The organism is Psychrobacter sp. TB15, assembly GCF_000511655.1.
Taxonomy (GTDB): domain Bacteria; phylum Pseudomonadota; class Gammaproteobacteria; order Pseudomonadales; family Moraxellaceae; genus Psychrobacter; species Psychrobacter submarinus.
Map to the genome: position 1 here is coordinate 24,445 of NZ_AYXN01000002.1, position 23,670 is coordinate 48,114.

At 45.4% G+C, this 23,670-nt stretch carries 17 protein-coding genes; 6 read left to right on the forward strand and 11 right to left on the reverse strand.

What is annotated here, in order from left to right; all coding sequences use genetic code 11:
- Positions 1-53 precede the first annotated feature (53 nt).
- Both W234_RS0100355 and W234_RS0100360 read left to right on the forward strand, forming a co-directional pair.
- Positions 54-1,241 (forward strand): NRAMP family divalent metal transporter, encoded by a 1,188-nt coding sequence (locus W234_RS0100355; protein WP_025643672.1) that lies wholly within the window; start codon positions 54-56, stop codon positions 1,239-1,241.
- 53 nt (positions 1,242-1,294) lie between these two features.
- Complete coding sequence (locus tag W234_RS0100360) at positions 1,295-1,750, forward strand: acetyl-CoA carboxylase biotin carboxyl carrier protein (protein WP_025643675.1); 456 nt, start codon at positions 1,295-1,297, stop codon at positions 1,748-1,750.
- A gap of 299 nt (positions 1,751-2,049) precedes the next feature.
- Here W234_RS0100360 and W234_RS0100365 read toward each other — a convergent pair whose 3' ends face one another.
- Complete coding sequence (locus W234_RS0100365; RefSeq protein WP_025643676.1) at positions 2,050-2,328, reverse strand: peptidylprolyl isomerase; 279 nt, start codon at positions 2,326-2,328, stop codon at positions 2,050-2,052.
- 608 nt (positions 2,329-2,936) lie between these two features.
- Between W234_RS0100365 and W234_RS0100370 the strand changes: the two genes are divergently transcribed.
- Complete coding sequence (locus tag W234_RS0100370; protein ID WP_025643677.1) at positions 2,937-5,261, forward strand: TonB-dependent receptor; 2,325 nt, start codon at positions 2,937-2,939, stop codon at positions 5,259-5,261.
- A 178-nt stretch (positions 5,262-5,439) separates the two neighbouring features.
- Here the strand turns inward: W234_RS0100370 and W234_RS0100375 are convergent, their stop codons facing one another.
- The 5 genes from W234_RS0100375 to W234_RS0100395 form a co-directional block, all read right to left on the reverse strand.
- Positions 5,440-7,821: a TonB-dependent receptor gene (locus W234_RS0100375; RefSeq protein WP_025643678.1), complete on the reverse strand. Its 2,382-nt coding sequence runs from the start codon at positions 7,819-7,821 to the stop codon at positions 5,440-5,442.
- A gap of 175 nt (positions 7,822-7,996) precedes the next feature.
- Entirely contained in the window at positions 7,997-9,853 is a 1,857-nt protein-coding gene (locus W234_RS0100380; RefSeq protein WP_025643679.1) for an ATP-binding cassette domain-containing protein, read from the reverse strand.
- A gap of 65 nt (positions 9,854-9,918) precedes the next feature.
- Positions 9,919-11,901, reverse strand: coding sequence for a Fe(3+)-hydroxamate ABC transporter permease FhuB (fhuB, locus tag W234_RS0100385; protein WP_037058513.1), 1,983 nt, complete (start codon positions 11,899-11,901; stop codon positions 9,919-9,921).
- Entirely contained in the window at positions 11,898-12,884 is a 987-nt protein-coding gene (locus W234_RS0100390) for an ABC transporter substrate-binding protein (RefSeq protein WP_025643682.1), read from the reverse strand. Before W234_RS0100390 ends, fhuB begins: the two co-directional genes overlap by 4 nt.
- Before the next feature lie 66 nt (positions 12,885-12,950).
- Entirely contained in the window at positions 12,951-13,715 is a 765-nt protein-coding gene (locus W234_RS0100395) for an ABC transporter ATP-binding protein (RefSeq protein ID WP_025643683.1), read from the reverse strand.
- A 162-nt stretch (positions 13,716-13,877) separates the two neighbouring features.
- On the opposite strand from W234_RS0100395, the gene W234_RS0100400 reads away from it, so the two are divergent.
- Positions 13,878-15,086, forward strand: a complete 1,209-nt coding sequence (locus tag W234_RS0100400; protein WP_025643685.1) for an SIP domain-containing protein — start codon at positions 13,878-13,880, stop codon at positions 15,084-15,086.
- A 135-nt stretch (positions 15,087-15,221) separates the two neighbouring features.
- Here the strand turns inward: W234_RS0100400 and W234_RS0100405 are convergent, their stop codons facing one another.
- Positions 15,222-17,408: a TonB-dependent siderophore receptor gene (locus W234_RS0100405; protein WP_051397451.1), complete on the reverse strand. Its 2,187-nt coding sequence runs from the start codon at positions 17,406-17,408 to the stop codon at positions 15,222-15,224.
- A gap of 320 nt (positions 17,409-17,728) precedes the next feature.
- On the opposite strand from W234_RS0100405, the gene W234_RS0100410 reads away from it, so the two are divergent.
- Positions 17,729-18,256 carry a peroxiredoxin gene (locus tag W234_RS0100410; RefSeq protein ID WP_037058515.1) on the forward strand — a complete coding sequence of 176 codons (528 nt, stop codon included), beginning with the start codon at positions 17,729-17,731 and terminating at the stop codon, positions 18,254-18,256.
- 286 nt (positions 18,257-18,542) lie between these two features.
- Here W234_RS0100410 and rluF read toward each other — a convergent pair whose 3' ends face one another.
- Together rluF and W234_RS0100420 are read right to left on the reverse strand one after the other, a co-directional pair.
- A complete protein-coding gene (gene rluF / locus W234_RS0100415) occupies positions 18,543-19,523 on the reverse strand; it encodes a 23S rRNA pseudouridine(2604) synthase RluF (protein ID WP_025643691.1) in 981 nt (326 codons plus the stop codon).
- A gap of 242 nt (positions 19,524-19,765) precedes the next feature.
- Entirely contained in the window at positions 19,766-20,479 is a 714-nt protein-coding gene (locus W234_RS0100420; protein ID WP_025643692.1) for a DUF6977 family protein, read from the reverse strand.
- A gap of 247 nt (positions 20,480-20,726) precedes the next feature.
- Here W234_RS0100420 and W234_RS0100425 point away from each other — a divergent pair, with 247 nt between their 5' ends.
- Positions 20,727-21,923, forward strand: coding sequence for an aromatic amino acid transaminase (locus W234_RS0100425; protein ID WP_025643693.1), 1,197 nt, complete (start codon positions 20,727-20,729; stop codon positions 21,921-21,923).
- 145 nt (positions 21,924-22,068) lie between these two features.
- Here W234_RS0100425 and W234_RS0100430 read toward each other — a convergent pair whose 3' ends face one another.
- On the reverse strand, positions 22,069-22,830 hold the full coding sequence (locus W234_RS0100430) for an SDR family oxidoreductase (RefSeq protein WP_025643694.1): 762 nt from the start codon (positions 22,828-22,830) through the stop codon (positions 22,069-22,071).
- A gap of 33 nt (positions 22,831-22,863) precedes the next feature.
- Positions 22,864-23,667, reverse strand: coding sequence for an SDR family NAD(P)-dependent oxidoreductase (locus tag W234_RS0100435; RefSeq protein ID WP_025643695.1), 804 nt, complete (start codon positions 23,665-23,667; stop codon positions 22,864-22,866).
- Positions 23,668-23,670 lie beyond the last annotated feature (3 nt).

Genomic DNA, 23,670 nt, shown 5'->3' on the forward strand with positions numbered 1-23,670 from the left:
TCAGTAGTCGTTATAGAGTCAACATATAATAAAAAACCTAAACAAGGACGTTTATGAGCACCATAAAAAAACACAATACCGCCATTTTGGGCGCGGCCTTTTTGATGGCAACCTCAGCGGTAGGGCCCGGGTTTTTGACCCAAACCGCTACTTTCACCGAAAGCTTGCTGGCAAGCTTCGGTTTTGTGATTTTAATCTCTATTATTATGGATATTGGGGTACAGCTTAACGTTTGGCGCGTGGTCGCTGTCTCCAAAAAACGCGCGCAAGAGATTGCCAACTTAGTGTTCCCGGGCGTGGGCTATTTGCTATCTTTTTTGATTGTCGCTGGCGGTCTGGCCTTTAACATCGGTAATATTGGCGGCGCGGGGCTAGGCATGGAGTCGGTGTTTAACATCTCTCCCATTACCGGCGCGCTCATTAGCGGGGTTATCGCGGTCGCCATCTTTTTAGGCCGAGAGACCGGGCCTATTATGGATAGATTTGCCCAGCTGATGGGATTTATCTTGATCATACTTATCATTTATGTGGTGTTTAAATCTGATCCGCCGTTAGCTGAAGCCGCTACCAAAACCATTATGCCCGATAAGATCGACGCGGTGGCTATCGTCACTCTAGTCGGCGGCACGGTCGGCGGTTATATTACCTTTTCAGGCGCGCATCGATTATTAGAAGCGGGGGTCAGCGGTGAAGAGAATCTTGACTCGGTGACGAGAAGTTCGGTCTCAGGTATTTTAATTGCCTCTATCGTTCGGGTGTTTTTATTCCTCGCCGTCTTGGGCGTGGTCTCACAAGGTTACGCGTTAGACCCAACCAATCCTGCGATGTCACCTTTTCAATATATCTTAGGTAACGTCGGTAAAATCATCTTTGGTATCGTCATTTGGGCGGCATCTGTGACCTCAGTCATTGGCGCCGCTTATACCTCAGTGTCTTTTATGACCAATTTTCACCCCTTTATCGAAGAATATAAGCGCTTTTTTATCATTGGTTTTATCGTCATCTCCACCCTAGTTTTTGCCACTATCGGTAAGCCGGCGCAAGTGCTGGTGCTGGTCGGTACATTGAACGGTTTGGTACTCCCAATAGCAATGGTGATTATCCTGATCGCCGCTTATAGAAAGAATATCATCGGTAATTACAAACATCCCATTTGGATCGCCGCGTTTGGCTGGGTTATCGCTGTGGCTATGAGTGTGCTTAGTGCGATGACTATTGCTCAGTACTTAGGTATTAGTTAGGGGTATGAGTTAACTGATTTTAAATAGTAGATATAGTAGATAAGGATAATATTATGGATATCGCTGCCGTTGATCGCTTAGTAAAACTGACAGAAGCAAGTCAGGTGTATCAAATAACCATTGAGGATAACGATCAATCTATTAGTGTGGTTAATGGTTCTCGTACCGCTAAAAGCTCTGTTCGAAATCCTATAGACTCATCATCAATCGAGGCAGGCGACAATACTAATTCCTCTCTTAAGGCAAAAAATAACAATGCCCAAGACCAAGAGGCTTTACAAGTACGCTCTCCTCACGTTGGCTATATGCGCTTAAGTGCCGATGGCGCGACGGATAATGTGGTACAAAAAGGTGATGCAATTGAGATAGGTCAAACCATTGGGTTTGTTGAAGTATTGACGAAACTGCTACCCGTTACTAGCGATAAAGCCGGCACGGTTAATGAGATTTTAGTTGAAGAAAGCCAAGTCGTAGAATATGGTCAGCCGATTTTGCAATTAACTGAATAAAGAGTAACAAGTCATGTGTAATAAATAGGTTAGATAACTAGCTATTGACGGGTTGTAACCTACTGAACTGTCTAAACCCTCTACCAGCAAGCTTAGCTTCTAATATTTTATTGATAGATATTGACAGCGTAAAAAATGTCCGTATAGTATCCCCTCATCATCACCGTCCTTAACCACTCATTTTACTGTTATAAAAACAGCGCCCTTGATGGGCGTTGTTTTTTTCATTGCTATGCGACCACACTTAGCTTGGATAATAAAAGCCTATAAGACAAAGACCGTCACTACTAGCGCTAATCTTACGTTCTGTAGAGCACTTTCACCACATGCCAACCAAACTTGGTTTTCACTAAATGCGGGGTAAACAGCTCACCGTTGAAGCAGACTTTATCAAAGGGCCCTACCATTTGGCCTTTTTTAAATTCACCTAAGCTGCCACCTTTTTTAGCTGATGGGCAGGTTGAGTGTTTCTTAGCTAACACATCAAACTGGACACCCTTTTTCAGCTTAGCGATAATATCCTCCGCCAGCTCTTTGTCTTTTACTAAAATGTGTAATGCGCTAGCAGTACGAGCCATGACGTTACCCTTTATAAAGTATTAATTATCACGGCATTATATCACTACTTATGAGTCTGAAAAAAAACCCAGACAGCTTAGTTGTCTGGGTTTTCTGACAGTGCGTAACAACAGCTTATCTTGACTACCCAGAGTACGGATATACTTAGTCTTTCCCATGGTATGTTGCGTCATCTATACAGAACCAGCGAGGTTAGCCAGTGCTGCGAAATTCACCTCCACCCTAATGTCGGGTGGAGTCCTCTTTCGCTTTTTTGATAGAAATGTAATTTTCTTGGATTGTGCTCTGAAAAGACTGCCTCAGATAGTACCTGCTCTACCAGCAAGCAAAAAGAACAGACCCAATCGGAATAGATGACAACGCAATTACTGTTGTCAAAGGTATTAGCGGTGCTGCTCACTTACATTACTCCCTTCGTATTTTTTAGGTAGGTTCAGTCATAAATAAGTTTGAACGTTATGACATAAGAACAACTCAAATACTTACGATAAACCCGCCTCAACTTAACTTCATCATTAAGAATTCTGTAGACTGTGTATAATGATAAAGGTATTATTAACAATAACCATTATCGTTTACAAATTCCATCATTTATATTGGACATTCTATGTTTTTATCTGATAACTCTGCTGCCCCATCTAGCTGCAACCCTTCTTTTACTAGACTTAACCGCGCTATCTTGGCCGTCTCTCGTACCAAAAAGCTGCCACTATACGCCGCTGCTAGCGCTATGCTTCAGCTCACTCCAGCTGTAGCAGCAGTGACGCCGCCAAATACTACTAGTATGCAGCAGACCCTAACAGACGAGCCTAGTACGACCTTAGACCCTATTGTGGTTGTCGCCAATCAAACGCCAACAGCTATCTCTGATATTCCAGCGACAGTGTGGTATATCGATGAGGCTCAAGTGGATGAGGCGGCACGTACCGGTAAGCGCTTAGGTGATTTTATTGCTCAAGAAGTGCCCTCTTTAGACTTTGGTAGCGGCGGTCGTACTAACGCGGGGCAAAACCTACGTGGGCGCGATATGCAAGTGATGATTGATGGCGTATCGCTCAATTCGTCACGGGCCATCAGCCGATATCTTGATTCTATTAGTATGGAAAACATCGCCAGTATTGAAGTGCTCTCTGGCGCATCAGCGGTTTATGGCGGCGGCGCGACAGGCGGTATTATTAATATTAAAACCAAAAAAGGGCAAGCCGGTGCATCGCAAATCAATACAGCGATTCAGGCGACCTCAGGCTTTCAGGACGAAGACGATATCTCTTATAAAGGCCATGTTTCTATCGGCGGCGGTACAGAGGAGCTAACAGGTAATCTAGCAGTAACTTATGAACAAACAGGCTCCTTTTTTGATGGTAAAGGCCGGCTTATCGTTCCTGATATTACTCAAGGCTCTTTGCAAGATAACGAAACCGTTGATGTGCTCGCCAGTACCCAATGGCAAATTGATAATAACCAAACGCTAGATGTATCAGCGCAGTATTATAATAGCGAACAAGATACAGATAATGGCCTTAAGTTCAATTTGGCTGAGGCTCTGCAAGGTGCTCCTCTAGATATTACTATCAGCGATGGTTTTAAGAGCGATCGGCAAGCCGAAACTAAGCGTCAGCAGTACAATGCTAATTATCATCACCAAGATCTATTCGGTCATGATGTCTACGCACAGCTCTCCCACCGCACAGAAGAGCTTAGTTTTATCCCGTTTTATTACGGTAGATACTTTGCCGCCTCTGAGCAATCTACTGATGTAACCTCAGCTCGTTTGGCGTTATCTAAAGACTGGACAGATAAGCTAAAACTGACTTACGGTATCGACGGCTACCGAGATGATCTTGACAGTAATAAGATGATCTTTGACCCGCGTACCAGCGTAGCGACAGGTGGCCTAGTCAATGAGGAGTTTGCAATCGTCGGACGCTACCCAGGAACTAAAGTCGATTCTATCGCCGGATTTTTACAAGGTGATTATGACTTTTCCGATACGCTTACTGCTACGGCAGGCTATCGCTATCAGCGTTTAGATAATGAAATCGATGATTTTGTCGCTGATAGAGTGCAGACTGAGACTGCTTTGGGTCTGGCCGCTGGCGGTGATGCGATACCGGGCGGCAGTAACGACTACAATATTAGCTTATTTAATGTCGGGCTAAACTATAAGCCGACGAGTAACCGTCGCTATTTCGCCAACTTCTCGCAAGGATTTGAGCTACCTGATCCTGCTAAGTTTTATGGTCAAGGTCAGTATGTTAAAAATGCTGATAACTACTATGAGCTAGTCAATGGCTCTAATGTCTCAGGTACTAAGCTTGACGGCATCAAAACGGACAGTTATGAGCTAGGTACTTCGTTTAATACCACCAATTTTGCAGGCCAATTAACGGGCTATTATAGTGTGTCTGATGGTAGTATCGATTACGACCGCCAAACGCTATTAATCACTCAAAGCGATAATAAAAAGCGCGTGTATGGGGTTGAGCTAAAAGGCGATTATTTTATCAATGATAACGTCAGTGTAGGCGGACTGGGGCATTGGATCGAGAGCGAAACTGAGGTCGATGGCGATTATAAAGATACCGTCGTCACCGATACCAGCCCTAGCAAATATTCGTTATGGACTCGCTGGGAGGATGAGATGCAGTCCGTAAAACTACAAGCCAACATGATGCGCGATGTCTCAGGCTACAATGCCAGTACCGATAGCACCCAGGAGCTTGATGGTTATACGACCGTTGATCTGGACTATACCTATTATTTACCTTCAGGGGATTTTAGTATCGGCGTGCAAAACTTACTGGATAAAGAATATACCACTATCTGGGGACAACAAGCGCAGGTGTTTTATGGTCAAGCGGCACCTGACTCTGCTTTTGATTATAAAGGTTTAGGACGTACGTACACGGTTGGCTATACCCACAGGTTTTAATCCTGCTATGATGACTTTAGATCATCTATCCAAATGAAGCAAAAGCCCTTTAAACTATGTTTAAAGGGCTTTTTTAATATTAGACGTCTTTTTGCTATTGTGCTACAGCAAATCTATACTTTTAACCTTTTAGACAGGCAGTAGTATGTGACTACAAAATACTGAGCTTGTCAGCATGTTAATAATCAATCGTATAGCTCAAGCCGTAAGTTGTCCCTGAAGCAGGCAGACGGTTTAGATCGCCATAAGTGGTTTGGTGATAGACCGTTTTATAGTCTTTATTTAGCAAGTTATAGATACCATACCCTACTTTACCGACAGGCAGTTGCACCTGACCCAACAGATCAACAGTGGCGTAACCTTCGATAGGCTGAGCGCTCGCATTTGGATCTTGTTGTTGGTCTTTAAAAGCTTTATCATCGCCGCCAATGGCTAGCGCTTGCAAGCGAATATTGCTACCACCATCAAAGTTGTACTGCGCAAACGCTGTGCCTTTTAAAGGCGTTATGCGTACAGCATCCAGCTCAAGCCAGTCGCCATCTTTTTTATACTGACCGCGAGTATAAGCAATACTGCCGCCTACTTGCCATTGATCGCTAATCTGCTGCACTAACGATCCCTCAACACCGTATACGCGCTCGTCAGTATCGACGACCTCTACCGTATAGTTATCGGTAAAGCGTACGGTCTTATCTGAGTCGTTATAAAAGGCACTTAGCTTGCCAGCAGTATTGCCGCGCTTACCTTGCCAGCCCAGCTCGTAATTATTAATCTCAATCGGTTGGACGTTATTTGAATCAACCACGAATCCTGCGCGTACATCCCGCAGTGCGCGCTGAATATCAGCAGTGGTAAAGCCTTGTGAGAAATTAGCAAATATTTGGTCGTTTGGAGTGAGCTGATAGCTGGTACCGAGGTTAAATAGGGTTTTGTCATGGTCCGTATCGCCCTCTTCTACGCGGCCAGCTTGATAGTCAATACCGTAAGCATCGCCTACTGGACTGATGCGCGGGTCATTAAAATAGTCCTCTAATAGCTGCTCATAGATAGGTATAAAACCCTCGGTATTGGCTTTAAGCTTTTGATAACGTACGCCAGCGCTAGCATGCCACTTATCAGTCACATCGACATCAGCATTAGCAAACACGCCCCACTTATCGATAGTAGTCTCAGGTCCACCGTTATAAGTGGTGCCGCTATTACGTGAAGTAAGACCGTTACTAGCAATAAATGTATTTAAATCTTGCCCGTAGTAGGTTTGCTCGCTCTCTTCGCGCTCAAAATCAGCGCCATAACTAAATAGGGCCTGCTTACCGTTAATCTCGGCTTCGGTCTGCATAGCTGCGCGCAGCCCTATCACTTCGATATCCGCTTCTGACTGGGTAACCGCAACTGCCCCGCCTAGTAACTGTCTTAGCGTATTCTCATCGGTAAGACCATTAGCCACCCAGACCTCTCCCGCTTGTGTGGTGAAGTCTTTACCAGAAGGATAAAAGCGGCCTTGTTCATCGCGGTAGTAGCCGGTAATGCTCAAATTAGAGCCTAAGATATCACTATTATTATAATTTAGGTTCACTGAAGTCTTCGTGGTATAAGGCTCGTGCTGGATATCAGCGCCATCAATAGCTTGTAGTGATGGCGGCGCAGCATTTGGCGCAAGCAAAACTTGCAAATTATTACCGTAGTCTGGACCATAGTCAGTATCTTGCTCGTCATTATAGTAAGTAACGGCTAGATCAACGGTTTGCGTGTCGGTAAGTGCCATACCTAAGCTGGCATTGACACTCAAAGCGTCAGTATCTTGCTGGTCCGTTTGGTTGACATCAGGACTGATACGACGATTGTGGCTATCAAACTTACCGCCTTTACTATCAAAGTCCACATCCAAGCGTCCATAAACGCGCTCACCGCCATACCCTAAAGTTTGCCCGACATGATAGCCTAGGGAGTCGGACTCAAACTCACGGCTAGCGCTCACGCCGATGCGCGTTTGTCTTAGCGGCCCATAACCAAGCATAGACTTGGTGACTAGATTGATAAGACCGCCCGCCGCTCCTGCCCCATAAATACTTGTCGCACCTGAGAGCACCTCTACCCGCTCAAGCTGGGCGGGATCGATACTGTTAAGCTCACGCGACAAACTGCGCGACGCTGATAGCGGCACTCCGTTAAGTAAAAACTGTACTGGGCGACCATGCATCGTCGTGCCATAATTACTGGTTGAACCACTGCTGGCGCCTAGGCTTGGTACGAGCTGCGCTAAAATATCACCAATGGTACGATCCCCCGTAGCCTGCCTTTCAATCTCCTTTTCACTAATGACTTGGGTAACCGCTGGCATCTCGCTAATTTTTTGTGCCAAAGCGGTTCCTGTTCTGGCGTTGGCACTAACTGTAATAGCATCTAAAGTGACGCTTGGCTCATCAACGACGGTAGCGCTTATAGACTCTGTGGCTAAAGTATTTGGTATTGAAGCGTTAACATCAGCCTGTGCAGCGTAGAGTTGTTGGCTGATACAAAACGTTAGCAAGGATAACGCAAGAGGAGCATGATTTTTCATTGAAGTTCACTTCATCAAATGATAGTGGAATGAGCTTTATTTAAGCTCTGATACAGAACATAGTAGTTTTGTTAATAATATTGTAAATGATAACTATTTACATTTCTATAGTTATTTACACCTTTGTATATTTGAAGTTGATTATCTCTTGGCTCGTTTCTTCACTGCGGCTAAACTATAACGAATGTAAATGCGCTACTGCATCTTGGCTGGCGTGCAGACGCTCATTACTGTCGAGTTCAACAAGCTTGCCATTATGCATTTGTAGTAAACGATCAGCGTGCTTAAAATAGCGATCATCATGGCTAATAATGAATAAGGTTTTGCCCATCTGTTTGAGGTTTGGGATGATTTGCTCATAAAAAGTCTGGCGGTAGACCGGATCTTGATCTGCCGCCCATTCATCAAGCAAAAATATTGGCTTGCTCTCTGCGATGACGAGTAACAACGCCAGTCTTTTGCGCTGCCCTTGTGACAAGTTAGTATTTGATAATGTACCTTCTGCTATCGAGAGCTTATCGGACAGCTGTAGTCGCGCTAACCAATCAGCAACTATAGCTTCATCAGGCAGGCTATCGCCTTGCCCTTGTAGCCAGTCAAATAAATAGCCATCCCCAAAGATGGCGGCAAAGTGCTGCTGATAGTCCGTGTAATCGGTCGCTGTCAGTACTTGTCCATCAAGCAAGACTTGACCAACATCAGGTTTATATAGTCCGACTAACAGTTTGGCTAAAGTCGATTTACCACTACCATTAGCACCAATCAAAAACACCACCTCGCCTCGATTTAAAGTCAAGTTAATATCATAAAGACCAAATCCTTGTGCGACATGATCAGACTTATCAGCGCCAAGCGCTCTTGCCACCTCATTTATGTTACTGCTGACAATAGGACTAGCCTCTGCTGTATCTACTGTAGTAGGTTCAGCAGTAGGATAGTGATAACCAACCTCTCTTAACTCAATACGCTGCCAATTTAATAGTTTATCGATATCGCTGGTAGCAAAGTCGGCTCGATATACTGCCAAGTTTAAGGAGACGATTTTGTTAAGTGCGACACTGGCCGTCTGTAACGTTGGATAAGCGCCAACCGCGGCTAGCAGAGGTGATTGAATAAATAATAAGGTTAGCGCAAATGAAGTGACGGTAGCTTGATTGGCCCAGTTAAAGGCAGTCGCTAATATAAATAAAATACCTATCGCGGCAAACATCATAATGTTTGACCAATTTAATGCCGATAGATGGTAAGTATCGGATAAAACAATTTTTTGACGATAGTCATCAGCATGATGATCAAACTTTGTCTCATAAAACTGACGGCTACGATGACGATTGAGCATGAGCTCTTTATGCCCAAATATAGCCGTTTCATAATCTTGGTATAGACTATCTTGCAAACCACGAATCTGTAACAAGTTTGCATAGACCCTATTAACCAATAGCATGCCGATTACGATAACAAACGTCAGCCATAGCAGCATAACGATGGTCAGCGGAATGGACATCAAGGATAAATAGACAATAGCCGCTAGCGTTAATACGGTGCCTTGTACCAGTTGCGGCAAACGCACAAACGCGCTAGTAATGTTTAAGATATCATCCGACAAACTGGCGAGCAATTTAGCGCTACCTGCTTTCTCAAGCTGAGCATGATCGGTATCTAAAATACGCTTAAGCAGCTGACGACGTAAATCATACACAAAGCGATGACCCAGTTTGGTCAAAGCGAACTGAGAGACAAAGGTCGTCAGTAATTGCAAAATAATCAAAGCAAAAAAAGCGGACGTATACATCCAAGCGCGGTCATTAATGCCTGACGCTCCGGCCAATAAAGCGCTTGTATCAGGATTAGCGGCTAAGAAGTATCTATTGATAAAAGCAATCACGCCAATGCCAACAGCGGCTGTCAACAGGTTGAGGACGACTACAGTCAATAAGGCTTTACGCTGTTGACGCCATAATAATTGCCCCAAGGTGAGCTTAGAGGCGTCATTGGCATGCATAGATAGAGATTTTGCAGTGGGGTAAGACAAAAAATAGCTCCTAAAGACGACTTAAAAATAATGGTTAACTATAAAAGTACAGAGGTATTCATTGCTTAATAGTGACTAGCAGGCACTTTACGAATCAGCCATAAGAAATACGCGCCGCCGATAATGGCTGCTACCGTGCCCGCTGGCAATTCATAAGGGAAGATGACATAACGACCAATCCAATCAGCTATGACCATGACTCCTGCCCCTAACAAAGCCGCTAGCGGTAATTGACGCTCAAGCTTTACCGCGCCAAGCGAGGTGGCTAAATGCGGCACCATCAGACCGACAAAGCTTAGTGGCCCGACGGCTAAAGTGCTGGCGGTACTTAGTGCTGCCACCAGTATGAGTAGCGCCAGAGTCACAGGTGTCACTGCCACACCTAAATTACGCGCAACGCCTGTGCCAAGACCTAATACACGTAACGGCTTGATAATCAGTAAACTTAAGGCAAATAAAATAAGCGCAATAGCCATCAGATACCAAACGGTACTCGGCTGGGCACTATAAGTCGTGCCTGATAGCCAGCTGAGCATCGCCTCCAGGCGCGGGTCACCGGAGAGCTTAACTAAGTGCATGACCCCATCCATCATTGCCGCAATACCGATACCGACGAGCAATAGATAGCCTGAGCTGACCTTGCGTGCCAGCCAAATCACTAAAAGCAGCACCGCTATCGCCCCTGATAAGCCTGAAAGCAGTAACGTGCCTGCGCCTGCCGTTACTCCTAGCATAGGCAAGAGTAAAAATCCTAAGATAACGCCAAGCGCTGCTCCTGAGCTGACCCCGAGTACTTCAGGACTTGCCATTGGGTTACGCGTTAGCGTTTGCAACAGGACGCCTGCGACAGCCAACATTAGCCCCGTCGCCGCCGCACTTAGACTACGCGGAAGGCGGTATTGCGCGGTTAATGCCCAATCAGTGCTCAGCCCCCAGCCGCTGATATCTTGTACGAACAGACATGCCAACGTGATAATAATAACCATGCCTGCTGCCCAGCTCCCATACGCCACTGGTTTGCGCGTGCCTGCGAGCATCGGCGTCACCGCCTCTATACGCTCACGGCGTTGGCGCAATATCAACCAGATAATCAAGGGCGCGCCCAATATACCCGTCATCGCGCCCGCTGGTATCTGCATATCGAGTAACGGCTCAAGCAACAAAGCAATATTACTGGTGAGCCATAACAGTAGCGCCCCTAGACCAAAGGCGGCGATTAAACGCTTAGCTATTGACGAGATACCCAGTGCATTGACAAGACTTGCCGCACCAAGGCCAATAAAGCTAATCAGCCCCACTTCACTGATTACCAAGGCGGTCACTATTGCCACAACCAGTACCACCAGCGCGCGAATACCATTAATCGGTACACCTAAGCGCTTGGCTTGACCATCGTCTAAGCTCATAAGGGTTAGCGGCTTTAATAATGGCAGACACACCAGCGTCATCACGGCGGCAGTGATTGCCAATACGACGCTAGTATGCCAGCTGTTTTGTGCCAAAAACCCAGCCGCCCACGATAAAATCCCATTACTACGCGCAGCAAAAAATAACACCAGCACATTTGCTACAGCAGCCAGTAAAATATTGACGACCAAGCCTGCTAATATTAAAATTAGTGGATTAAAGCGGCTGGGCGCCGCTAAAGCAAAGACTAGCCCCATACTGATCAGCGCCCCGACAAAGGCGACGTAAACCCCGCCATAAATAGCAAGGCTGGGCACAAATAGCGTCACAATCAGCATCGCCAATTGCGCCCCCACCCCGACGCCTAAGGTAGTATCAGAGGCTAACGGGTTTTTGACCAGTTGCTGCAGTAGGATACTGACTACCCCTAGCAGTCCTCCTGCCAAGAGCGCTACGATACTGGTAGCGACAAGGTGCAGCTGGGTCGCCATACTGGTAATATCGAGCTGCAAGCTTGGCATAAACAGATCGCCGATAGGCCGCGTCCACTCTTGCGCTATAAGTGTCCAACTACTCCATAAGGATAAAACCATAAGAAGGGCAAGTGCTACCCAAAGCCGCCATGACGTCGTCTTATTCATGAGGCAGCCCCGCCGTTTAATGTTACGTTTGCTAGATTATCCGCTAAGCTCACCAGTGACGACATCCCGCCATATATCCACACCGGCGGTAGCTCGCCCATGCAGCGGGTGTTGCCGTAGCCCAAACGCTGCCAAACTAAGCTATCCTCAATCTCAGCCCGCGTTATCGGACTCAAGGGATGAACGATTAATAAGCACACCTCGTCATCTAACTGCGCCAAATCCCCCATACGTAGTGGCACAAAGCCCCATTGATTACCTTCGTCCAACACGACAAGCTCTTTATCCATTTGCTTAAGGGCCGGTTCAAATAGACTATTGGCGACATACATGCGCAGGTTATTGGCGTCGGCAAACTGTACCACTGCAAACTTTTCGACATCAGGATAGCGCTGTTGTAATTGCTCGCTGGCAGTCGCGATATCTTGGCGGCTCTTGACGATATAATCCTCAGCCAGCTGCGGCTCTTCAATCAGCGCGCCAAGCTTACGTGTCGGCTCAGTATAATCCTCCCAAACGGCGGTATCACCTTTCGCAGCAGACATAACAGACTCAGCTGGCACATCGCCATACAGGTTTCGCGCGTGCTCATAAAAGAAATTATCCACTACTAGGTCTACGGGCAACTGTGCGACCAGCTCGGCATTGGGCAGGTAACGAATACCTAAATCAGTAATAGTAAGCGGCAGCTTAGGCGTGCCAACCCATTTATGCCAAACTCTGACATCACCGGTGGCAATAGGAGCATAACCCATCGCTATTAAAGTGGCAGCATTACCCCAGTCAGGCGAGACGATATTTATTTTGGAGTTAGAATGCGCTAAAGACGTTTGTGTTTGCGCCTTTATTTCAGTATCTTGCTCGGCTGCTTGATTATTACAGGCACTCAGTATAGTACTGACGGCTAGAGCTATTAGAAGACAAGGCTTTAAGATATATTTAGCAGGTTTAGTATATCGAGAAGCGTGCAGAATAGAGAACATAACAGCCTATCTTATTAGGGGTCAGAAGAAATAAGTACGATAGATAAAAGGCAAAACGTGTCAGACTTAAGCCACTGCCACCGGCTGCCCAGTAATAGGATGGTCAAGCAGTTGCATCTCGACATTAAAGATATTGCGCAGAATGTCAGGTTGCATGGTGCTGGCAATATCACCTTTGTGACAGACATGGCTGTTTTTGAGCGCAATAATACGGTCGGCATACTGCGCTGCGAGATTAATATCGTGTACGATAATCACCACGCTTAGACCCTGCTCATCGACTAGACGCCGAATCAGCCCAATGACCTCAAGCTGATAGTGCATATCGAGCGCCGCTAATGGCTCATCGAGCAGTAGGTAGCGGCTATCTTGTGCCAAGCACATTGCCAGCCACGCCCGTGCCCGCTCGCCCCCTGAAAGCGTCGCGGTAATACGATCAGCGAACGCTTCGGTTTGGGTAACTCTTAACGCCTCAGCCACTTTATCTTTATCCTTTTGATTGGGTTTTTGCAGCCACTTTTGATGCGGATAACGCCCGAGCATCACCAGCTCACGTACCGTAAACCCAGCGGCTTCAGGCAGTTGCTGCGGCAAATAAGCCATATGCTGTGCCAGCTCCTTACTACCGTAATCGCTGATAGAGCGTCCATCTAAGGTCACACTCCCGCTGCTACTTGCCATCTCACCTGCCAACGCTTTAATCAACGTCGATTTGCCTGAGCCGTTATGCCCTACTAGCGCCACCAGTTGCTTAGTGGCAATCTCACAGTCCACATTATTGAGTAAGGTATTGCCTTGGCGATTGATGGTCAGATTATTAGCTCGTAACATAGAAGCACTCGTTATCAATGAAAAATATAATATCTATCTGGGTTTGCTCAGCTTGGTTATTTAAAGTCGTCATCAAAACCAATAAAAAACGATTTTACTCGTAAATGATAACAAAAACAATTATCATTAACGTACTGGTAATTTTTTATACGTGAGTATTCTATGGTTAATTCCTTTGCAGCTTCTAAAGACAACCGTTCTCCTCAAGAGCCGTACACCCCGATACAGGTGCCTGAACTGACTGATATCATCACTCATCTTAACGAAGAGCATCTCGATGAGCTCATTGCTTTTGCTAGTGTTGTTACTGACCGCTCCAAAGCTGAGCTTGATAAGCTCAACCTACAGCTAAGCGCTATTTATGCCGAAGGCTTCGCTCTACAAGCTCAGCCTAAACCTTTAGACAATCGCTCTACTACATCACAAAAGCAAGTCTCGCAAAATCAGCTCATCTTTATTCCGTTTACCACCTCTATTACCCAGCTTGAAGACTTACAAACTCAGTATATTTTGCTCAAACAACGAGTCGATAAAAAGCTTGGCAAAAAAACCATTAAGCTGACCAAGCAGGTATTTAGCGTGCAGAGCAGTACTATGGTAAGCAAAAACATGCTCCGCCTTGAGCTTAGCCTTCCTGATTCCAGCACTTCTAAAAATGCAGATAACGATGCTGACACTGCTGCCGCTAACCAATCCAATTCAAGCCCTATGCCCATTAATGAGCCAGGTTATGCTTATTTGTTCGACTTGGAACATAATATTCAGGATAGTCAGAAGAGGGATAACATAAAGACACCGCGACCACACTGCTATTACACGCTCAGAAAAGCATGGCAGACAGATACGGGTAGACACGCATGGGTCGATGTGTTTTTGCATGGTGACACTTCAGGCGGTGTTTGGGCCAAGTCGCTACAAGCAGGCGATACCGTACTGACCAAGCGTGAAGTCCCCGAAAAAATTGAGCATTTGCAAGAAGGACAAGCGTTACTTATTGCCGATGAGACCTCAATACCGACAGTGGCGCGCCTGCTTGAGCTTTGGGACAACCCTTTGCCGCCACTGGTACTTTGTATCACCGGGGACACAGGCGACCAAGCTTATTTTGATGAGGTGAAACGAAACTCTGAGGTTAAAAGCAATTTTACGATTGTGCCTATAGTGACCGCTAAAACAAACGCAGGTGCTGATTTGGCGACGCTTATCGATAATAAGCTTGGCGATTATTTAGCTCAGCAGCCTTTAGTCATCGACAAGGTTTGGGGTGCATTAGAAGCGAGTACAGCCAAAGCCTTGCGTAAACGGCTCAAAAACAGATTGCATCTGGAGCGAAGTGATATGGTGGTAAAAGTCTATTGGCGTCATGACTAAAACCAAAACACGACTAGAGCATGATTAAAAATAGTCTCTTTAACCACTTACCTTTAACCATCAGCAATGAAACCCTGCTATTTACACAGCAGGGTTTATTGTTAGTAGCAGTAACAAAATATCGAAACCTAAAGTTTAAAACTTAGCCGTCGCACTCACACTCATTTGACGCTCAGGCCCCATCCAGCAGTTCTCAGTATCATAACAAGCACCAACATAGGTCTTATCAAACAGATTATTGATACTCGCGCCGACAGCGAGCATTGGGTTGATCTGATAATTACCGCCAATATCGACCAACGTCACGCTTGGTAGCTCATCTGAGTTTTGCTTGTCAATCTGTATGCCGTCTTCGTAGCGAATGCCAGCATTGAGAGTGAGTTTGTCTGTCGCATAGTAGTCGGCCCATAGCGTGGCTTTGTGCTTAGCCGTTTGGGCAGGGGTGTTGCCGACCACGTCAGGGTTGAACTCATCTTCTGTGATTTCAGCATCGGTGTAGCTGTAGCTTGCCGCGAGATCTACCCAGTCATTGAGCATGCGACTGCCTGATACCTCAACGCCTTTTGACTCAATCTCACCCGTTTGAACTTTCTGTCGATAGTCAGCGGGGTTGGTGACGATGATATTTTGCTGTGTGATATCGAATACGGCTAGCGTTCCTTTGGTAGCACGGTCTGGTGATAGATATTTGACGCCAGCTTCGAGCTGATCAGCTGTTGTCGGTTCAAAGGGTTTATTGGTAATAAAGTTGCTACCAACAACGGGCTGGAATGACTCTGAATAGCTGAAAAATGGTGATAAGCCATTGTCAAAATCATAAATAGCAGCGAAACGGCCACTTGTCTCTGATGCATCATTACCAAACGTCTCATTATTATAAACGGCACCTTGAGAGGCGTCAGTTTGCTTAGTCGTACTCTCGAAGTTGTCGTGACGTAGTCCGGCGACAACGGTTAAATCCTGCCACTTCATTTCGTCTTGCACATAAAATCCAAGCTGGCTTTGTTCGATATCTTGTGTCTGACGATAGGTATCCAGCGGTAGCGTAGCCGTATTGATCTGTGAGAAGTCTGGATTAGACAGGTCAAGGTTTGGCGTACCATTTGCGCCCGCATCATAATAAACTGCATTGCTATCTGTCTCTTGATACTCAGCACCAAACAATAGGTTATGTGAGGTACTGGCAGTATCGAATGTATAGGCCAGTTGATTGTCTGTGGTCCAGTTATTCATGTTCTCATCCGTGGTATAGGCCACGCGATTGAGAACCGTGTCACTACCTTCTACAAACCCTCTATTATACATATTGCGTTGCTGCGCTTCGGCATCGGTATAGCGCGTGATATGTTTAAACGTTAACTTATCATTGATGTCCCAGTTTACGGTGACGCTTGGCATGAATACTTCTTTGCTAAATTTATTCCATTCATCACCTGCATAAGCATCGCTACCCAATTTGCCATAGCTTGCCTTGTAGACGGTGCCGACAGCAGGCAATGGAGTAGAAGGTACCATCTCTGGATCATCTTGATAAAACAAGTTGGCAAGTATTGAGACATCATCCGTCGCCTGCCATTCAAGCGAAGGGTTAATCAACAATCGCTCTTCTTCTGTGGTCTGCATCTGACCATCTTTTTGGCGTTTTAGCGCGACTAAGCGATAGTTCAAGGTGTCTGTGATAGGCCCCGTACTATCGACGGCCACTTCTTTTAGATTTTGATTACCCAGTCGTAGCTGTACTTCATTTTCTTGAGTGCTTTTAGGGGCTTTGGCGACTTGGTTGACCATGCCGCCCGGTGAAGCATAGCCGTATAGCGAGGACGCTGGCCCTTTCACCACTTCGACCGCTTCAGTCGCATAGACATCGACTTGTGGCATCAGATTCCAAGCGCCATCGTAGGGCAGCCTCAGTCCATCATAAAAGTTTGAGTAGGTTTTAAATCCACGAATGTTGTACTCGTCAAAGATAGAGACCGTGCCACGACTCTCAGTGCTCACACCTGGTTCATAGCGTAGAGCAGCATTGACACTATCCGCTTGGCGCTTTTGTAAAAGGTCCTGATCGATGCGGGTATAGCTCATAGGCGCATCTTCAGGGTCTAAGGCGGTCTTGGTGCCAGTCGTGCGATAGCTGTCTGCGTAGACGGTAATATCCTCTAAAGTGGTACTAGGCACAGTGGTTTGCGCTGAGGTGCCGGGTTCACTAATATCATTACTCATATCGTTAAGATCAGTCGCGGCATAGGCTTGATAACTGATACTCATTAAAAAACTGAGCTGTATCGCTTTTACTAAAGGTTTCTTGTGAGAAGGTTTAGGCATAAGATATTCTTCGTTTGGTTTTGAAAAAGAAAATAGCAACTATGGAGATGCTACTAGATCGTTATCGACTCTACATAGAGTAACAAAGCAGATAGAATATATAATAAACATTCTCATTTGTAAATGATAATCGTTACTATTTATAAATTTAAAGTGTATAGCATGGCTGAGTTTTATTCGAATGAGTCACCGTTAACAATAGACCACGAGTATTCAAACCATATTACAACCTTAAAAATTTGCTTATAAGTTGCAATAACTACTATCATATCGATGCACTATTAAAACCATAAAGATCACACCCCAAATAGGAGAAAATAATGATTAGCCATGTACCTGACGTAACGTTCAAAACTCGTGTTCGTGATGAGTCTATCGGCGGTGATAACCCCTTCACTTGGTATGACCTGACCACGGATGAGTTATTCGCTAATAAAAAAGTGGTCGTGTTCTCACTACCTGGCGCCTTTACGCCTACGTGTTCGACCAGCCATCTACCGCGTTATGAAGAGCTATATGAGGAGTTTAAGGCGCTTGGCGTAGATGAAATCGTTTGCGTTTCTGTCAATGATGCCTTTGTCATGTATCAATGGGGTCTCAAGCAAAACCGTGAAAACGTCTTCTTGCTACCTGATGGTAATGGTGAGTTCACTCGTAAAATGGGCATGCTAGTAGATAAGAGCAATCTTGGCTTTGGCATGCGCTCATGGCGTTATTCGATGTATGTCGATAATAAAGAAATCAAAAAGGTGTTCAAAGAACCTAACTTCGGTGACAACTGCCCAATAGACCCGTTCGAAGTATCAGATGCTGACACCATGTTAGAGTATCTAAAGAGCAACGCCTAATATCTACTGACTGGTATTACAATCATTCAAAGATAGCTCAAAAAAAATCCTCACAACTCATTGACAAGTAGTGAGGATTTTTTTGCGTTGTGTTAAATCGTTTTTTTAAATGATATGTACGTGTCTGACGCTATAGTCCATTCATTTTAAAAGTGTTATAGCGCTACTGGTATAAATTTTACTGGCGTGCTGCGTTCCTTCGATGCTGCGCAACTTATGTTTTAAAAAGAGCATTCCAGTAGCGCGTTTAATAGATTCATAACATTTTTATCTTCAACTGACTCTATCATTTAGAGGAACGCTTCGAACCTCTACCCCCTTTGCCCCCTCTGCCTTTAGTAGGTCGCTTACCATTACCGCCAGAACTCTTACCGCCGGTAGCCTTACCACGTCCAAAAGGGCGACCGCCTTTAGAAGGCGCTGGAGTTTTAGTGCCATTCTTGGAGCGATTACTGTTATCGTTTGTACCTTTTGATTGTGAAGAGCGATTATTATTAGATTTTTTGCGGCGTGTATTAGCAGACCTCTTAGAAGCGTTACTGTCCTCTGACGCAGAGCCTTCTATCGACTTAAGTAAAACGGACATCTCTTTTTGGGTCAAGTCGCGCCAGTCTCCAATAGCAAGACCCTTGAGATTGACATTCATAATCCGCGTACGCTCAAGCTTGACGACTTCATAGCCAAAATGCTCACACATACGGCGGATTTGACGGTTTAGACCTTGCACTAAAGTAATGTTGAACACCGTGGGCGCTACTTTAGACACTGGGCATTTTTTGGTCATTTGTCCCAAAATCGGTACCCCGCCTGCCATACCCTTAATAAAGCTCTCAGTGATTGGCTTGTTTACTGTTACTAAATACTCTTTTTCGTGGTTATTACCGGCCCGTAATACCTTATTGACCAAATCACCATTGCTGGTCAAAAATATCAAACCTTGCGAGTCTTTATCCAAACGGCCAATAGGAAAGATACGTATCCCATGTCTGACAAAATCCACGATGTTATTTTTTTCAGCTTTTTCCGTCGTACTCACGATACCAACTGGCTTATTGAGTGCAATAAATACAAAGTCATCAGCGTCTTGCGGCTCAATGAGCTGTCCGTTGACTTTTACTGTGTCTCCAGGCATCACTTGATCGCCGATTTGAGCCCGCTTGCCATTGATATATACGTTGCCTTGCTCAATAAAGCGGTCCGCATCTCTACGAGAGCAGATACCACTTTCTCTGATGTATTTATTTAAGCGAGTCGAGTTATTGAACATAGAGCACCGTTTTAGCTGATGAAAAGCTTTTATTGCCAAGAAAGCTTATATCAAATGAATGAGTCGTAATGTATGAGTAGAACTGAGTTGATTTTATTATATAGGAAATTGAGTATTAGTTTTATTTCGAGCAGCCTGTATCCATTATAGGGTTAACCAGAATGACTTTAAAATATCTTATTGATGCTTTTAAAGTCTCAAACCTATACGAATGAGCAGTAGATGTAGCGATCATCTAACGATTAGAACCAACCGCTCTGCAAAAGGTGCTCGGTATTACTCACTTTAAAGCCCTCACATAAATCATAAAAGGCTATCGGGTCTTCTATATTATCGAGCAAATCTCGTTTGTTTAGTGCCACAAATAGCGCTAAAGCATAAGCGGCGCTGTGAATAGACTTTTTGGGATTGAAGGTGATATCGGTAAAGGCTTGATACTGCATTACCTCGCTATGGAGCTGTGTATTTTGTTTAAGCGCGTTGACGTATAGCCAATCATAAAACATGGTTAGCGGCTCTAAATTCCACTCCATCTCAGAGTCATTGTAACCAATAAGCTGACCTGAATGGTGTAAGCGCTCATCTTTTTTGGCTTGTCTTGGCGGCGCATCAAGCAGGTCAGTAAAGGGGCCACCGCGCTCAAACACCTTACTCGCCTGAAAGATATTCTCCACGCTATATTGCCCGCCACTGTGCTCATCAGTGAGCTGCAAACTGAGTGGGCTGACTAAGAAACTTAACTTATTGCCCGATTTACTTGATAGCTCTAAAACATTATTAAAGCCGTATTTTTTACGGATGACCTGATGCAAGTCGTTGATAGATTTTTTCTTTTGACGGCTGGCAAATCCGACATGGCGCTCAAAGCGAACCATATCTGTTTTGACTAGGTTGTCACTATTGACTCTGGGCATAAATACCGGTCTTTGTTCTACAGCGTTTTGATTTTGTGGCATGGTTTATAGTCTTTATTCGATTTCGATAGGCATTATAGCAAGAGTTGAGTTGATATTGGCTTTGATAACGACTCGCGGGTGATATAACCTTCAACCTCTCTACAAGGCCAACGTTTATTGTTATCCTGAGCCTGTTAGCCTGTTAGCCTCTTGATTTAATTAAAGCGGTCGTCAGCCAAATTCAGTATTGAGTTAACTGCAGTTCTGGCTTATGCTTTTTGATGGTTTATTGATAAGAGAAAGTATTATGTTTGCACATATCGACTACTACCCTGGCGATCCTATTTTAAGCTTGATGGATAAGTTCGTCGCTGATAGTAATCCGCATAAAGTCAATTTAGGCATCGGCGTCTATTACGATGAAGCTGGTAAGCTACCGGTGCTTGAATGCGTCAAGACGGCTGAGCGCATGATCGCCAATCCGGTCACCCCGCGCCCCTATCTGCCGATGGCAGGATTGCTCGGGCATCGGGTCGCTTGTCAAAACCTACTCTTCGGTCAAGACTCTAAAATATTAGCACAGAAGCGGGTGGCGACTATTGCTACCCTTGGCGGTTCAGGCGCGCTCAAGGTCGGCGCTGAGTTTATTCGAGAATGGTTTCCGCAGTCTAAATGCTACGTCAGTGACCCAACTTGGAGTAATCATATTGCTATCTTTGCAGGCTGTGATATCGAAGTGGGCAGCTACCCTTATTATGATAACGCTACTAGTCGCCTAAAGTTTGAAGCAATGCTCGATTTTATTGACCAACTAAACCCGTATGACGTAGTGCTTATGCATCCTTGCTGCCACAACCCGACAGGTATGGATCTATCTACTGAGCAATGGGATAAGGTATTGGATATTATCAAACAGCGCCAGCTTATTCCCTTTATGGACATTGCTTATCAAGGCTTTGGCGAAGATATGGAGCAAGACGCTTATGCTATACGCAAAGCGGCTGATATGGGTCTGCCGGTATTCGTTAGTAACTCGTTCTCCAAAAACCTATCACTATATGGTGAACGTGTTGGCGGTCTCTCTGTAGTTTGCCCCACTAGCGATGAGACTGAGCGTGTGTTCGGGCAGCTCAACTACACCGTGCGCCGTATCTATACCAGCCCGCCTTCGCACGGTGGTCATGTGGTCGACATCGTGATGAATGATGAAGAGCTACAGCAGCAATGGGTAAGCGAGGTCTATGGGATGCGCGATCGTATCCAAGCAATGCGCTTAAAGCTTAAATCGGTATTAGAGGCTAAGCTGCCTGAGCATAATTTTGACTATTTGACTCGGCAAAAAGGCATGTTCAGCTTTACTGGTCTTACAGCGGCGCAGATTGAGCGTTTGCAAAATGAGTTTGGGGTTTATTTGGTGTCCAACTCGCGGATGTGTATGGCAGGTCTTAATGTCAATAATGTCGACTACGTCGCTGAGTCGATCGCGTCGGTGCTCACAAATTAAAAGTTGAGCGGTCAGAACAGCTTATCGCTTTAATTACATTAATCACATCATTAATTAAAAAAAGGACAGAATAACTATATTCTGTCCTCTTTCATTTTCAGTCTATTTAAAATCAATTGCTAATTAATTTTAAAAAAGGTAATGATTACGCAAGCATACCACCATCCACGAGCACACAAGCGCCAGTAGTATAACTCGACGCGTCTGACACTAAGTACAATACGGTGCCTGCCATCTCATCAGGGTCGGCCACGCGCCCTAGCGGAATCGCATGTAGTGCCATATTTAATACTTTATCATTTGACGTCAGTGCTGAGGCAAATTTGGTATCAGTAAGGCCTGGTAATAAAGCGTTGACACGGATATTGAACGGGCCACATTCTTTGGCAAACGATTTAGTCATGCTGATAACAGCAGCTTTGGTAATTGAATAGATGCCTTGCTTGTCACCAGCGACAATGCCGTTGACCGAGGCGGTGTTTAAAATAACGCCGCCGCCCTGCTCTTTCATCATTTTGCCCGCTGCAATAGACATAAAGAAATAACCACGAATATTGACATCGACAGTCTTTTTAAATGCGCCCAAATCAGTATCTAAGATATGGCCATAATAAGGGTTGGCCGCGGCATTATTGACTAAGATATCGATTTGACCAAATTCGCTTTTGATGTGCTCAAAGATGGCATCAATCTGATCCATCTCGCCGACGTGACAAGCATAAGCACTGGCTTTATCGCCGTTCTCTACAATACTATCAGCAACCGCTTGGCAAGCGTCAATCTTACGGCTTGAAACGATAACGTGCGCACCGCGTGATGCCAGCAAGCGCGCAATAGATTCGCCAATACCGCGACTCGCGCCTGTAACTAAGGCAATCTTCCCTGTTAAATCAAATAAATCTTTCATTACTCCTCCATAATATTCTTAAATATCTAATGATTACGCTAACATACCACCATCTAAAGTAAAGGCATGACCATTCATAAAGCTGCTCTCATCGCTGGCAAGCCAAGCGATAGCGCCTGAGATTTCTTCTACTTGACCTAAGCGGCGCAGCGGACTGGCTTTAATAGTGGCCTGCTGAGCACGCTCATCCATTTTTGCCATGGTGTTCTGTACCATCGGTGTATCAATGAAGCTTGGGCACACGGCATTGAAGCGAATGTTTGCGCGAGCATACTCGTGAGCCGCTGACTTTGTGAGCCCCATAACGCCATGCTTAGCTGCACTATAAGCAGATAATAATGGCGCAGAGCGCAAGCCTGCGATAGAGGCCACATTGATCACATGGCCGCCGCCATTAGGCGCTAAGCAAGCAACTGCCGCTCGCATACAGTGCCAAACGCCTTTGAGATTCACCGCGATATTTTTATCAAAATCGTCATCGCTCAGCTCATGCATCGGTTTGGGTGCATGGTCGATACCGGCATTATTAATGACCACATCAAGGCCACCAAGCTCGCTCATAGCGAACTTAAATAGCGCGCGAACATCATCACCATCGGTGACATCGACTCGTCTAAAGGTAATGCTATGATTGGCCTCTAGCGCTTCTTTATAGACGCTATCACCAAGCTCTTCGTTTCTATCGCCGATCACGACCTTTGCGCCGCGACTGGCTAATAACTTAGCGCTCGCCGCACCAATGCCGGAGGCGCCGCCCGTAATCAAAATGCGTTTGCCTGCAACGTTTGAGGCAGGTAGGTTGCTTAAATTGTTTGCTGCAAGTCCATTGCTAGTCATCAG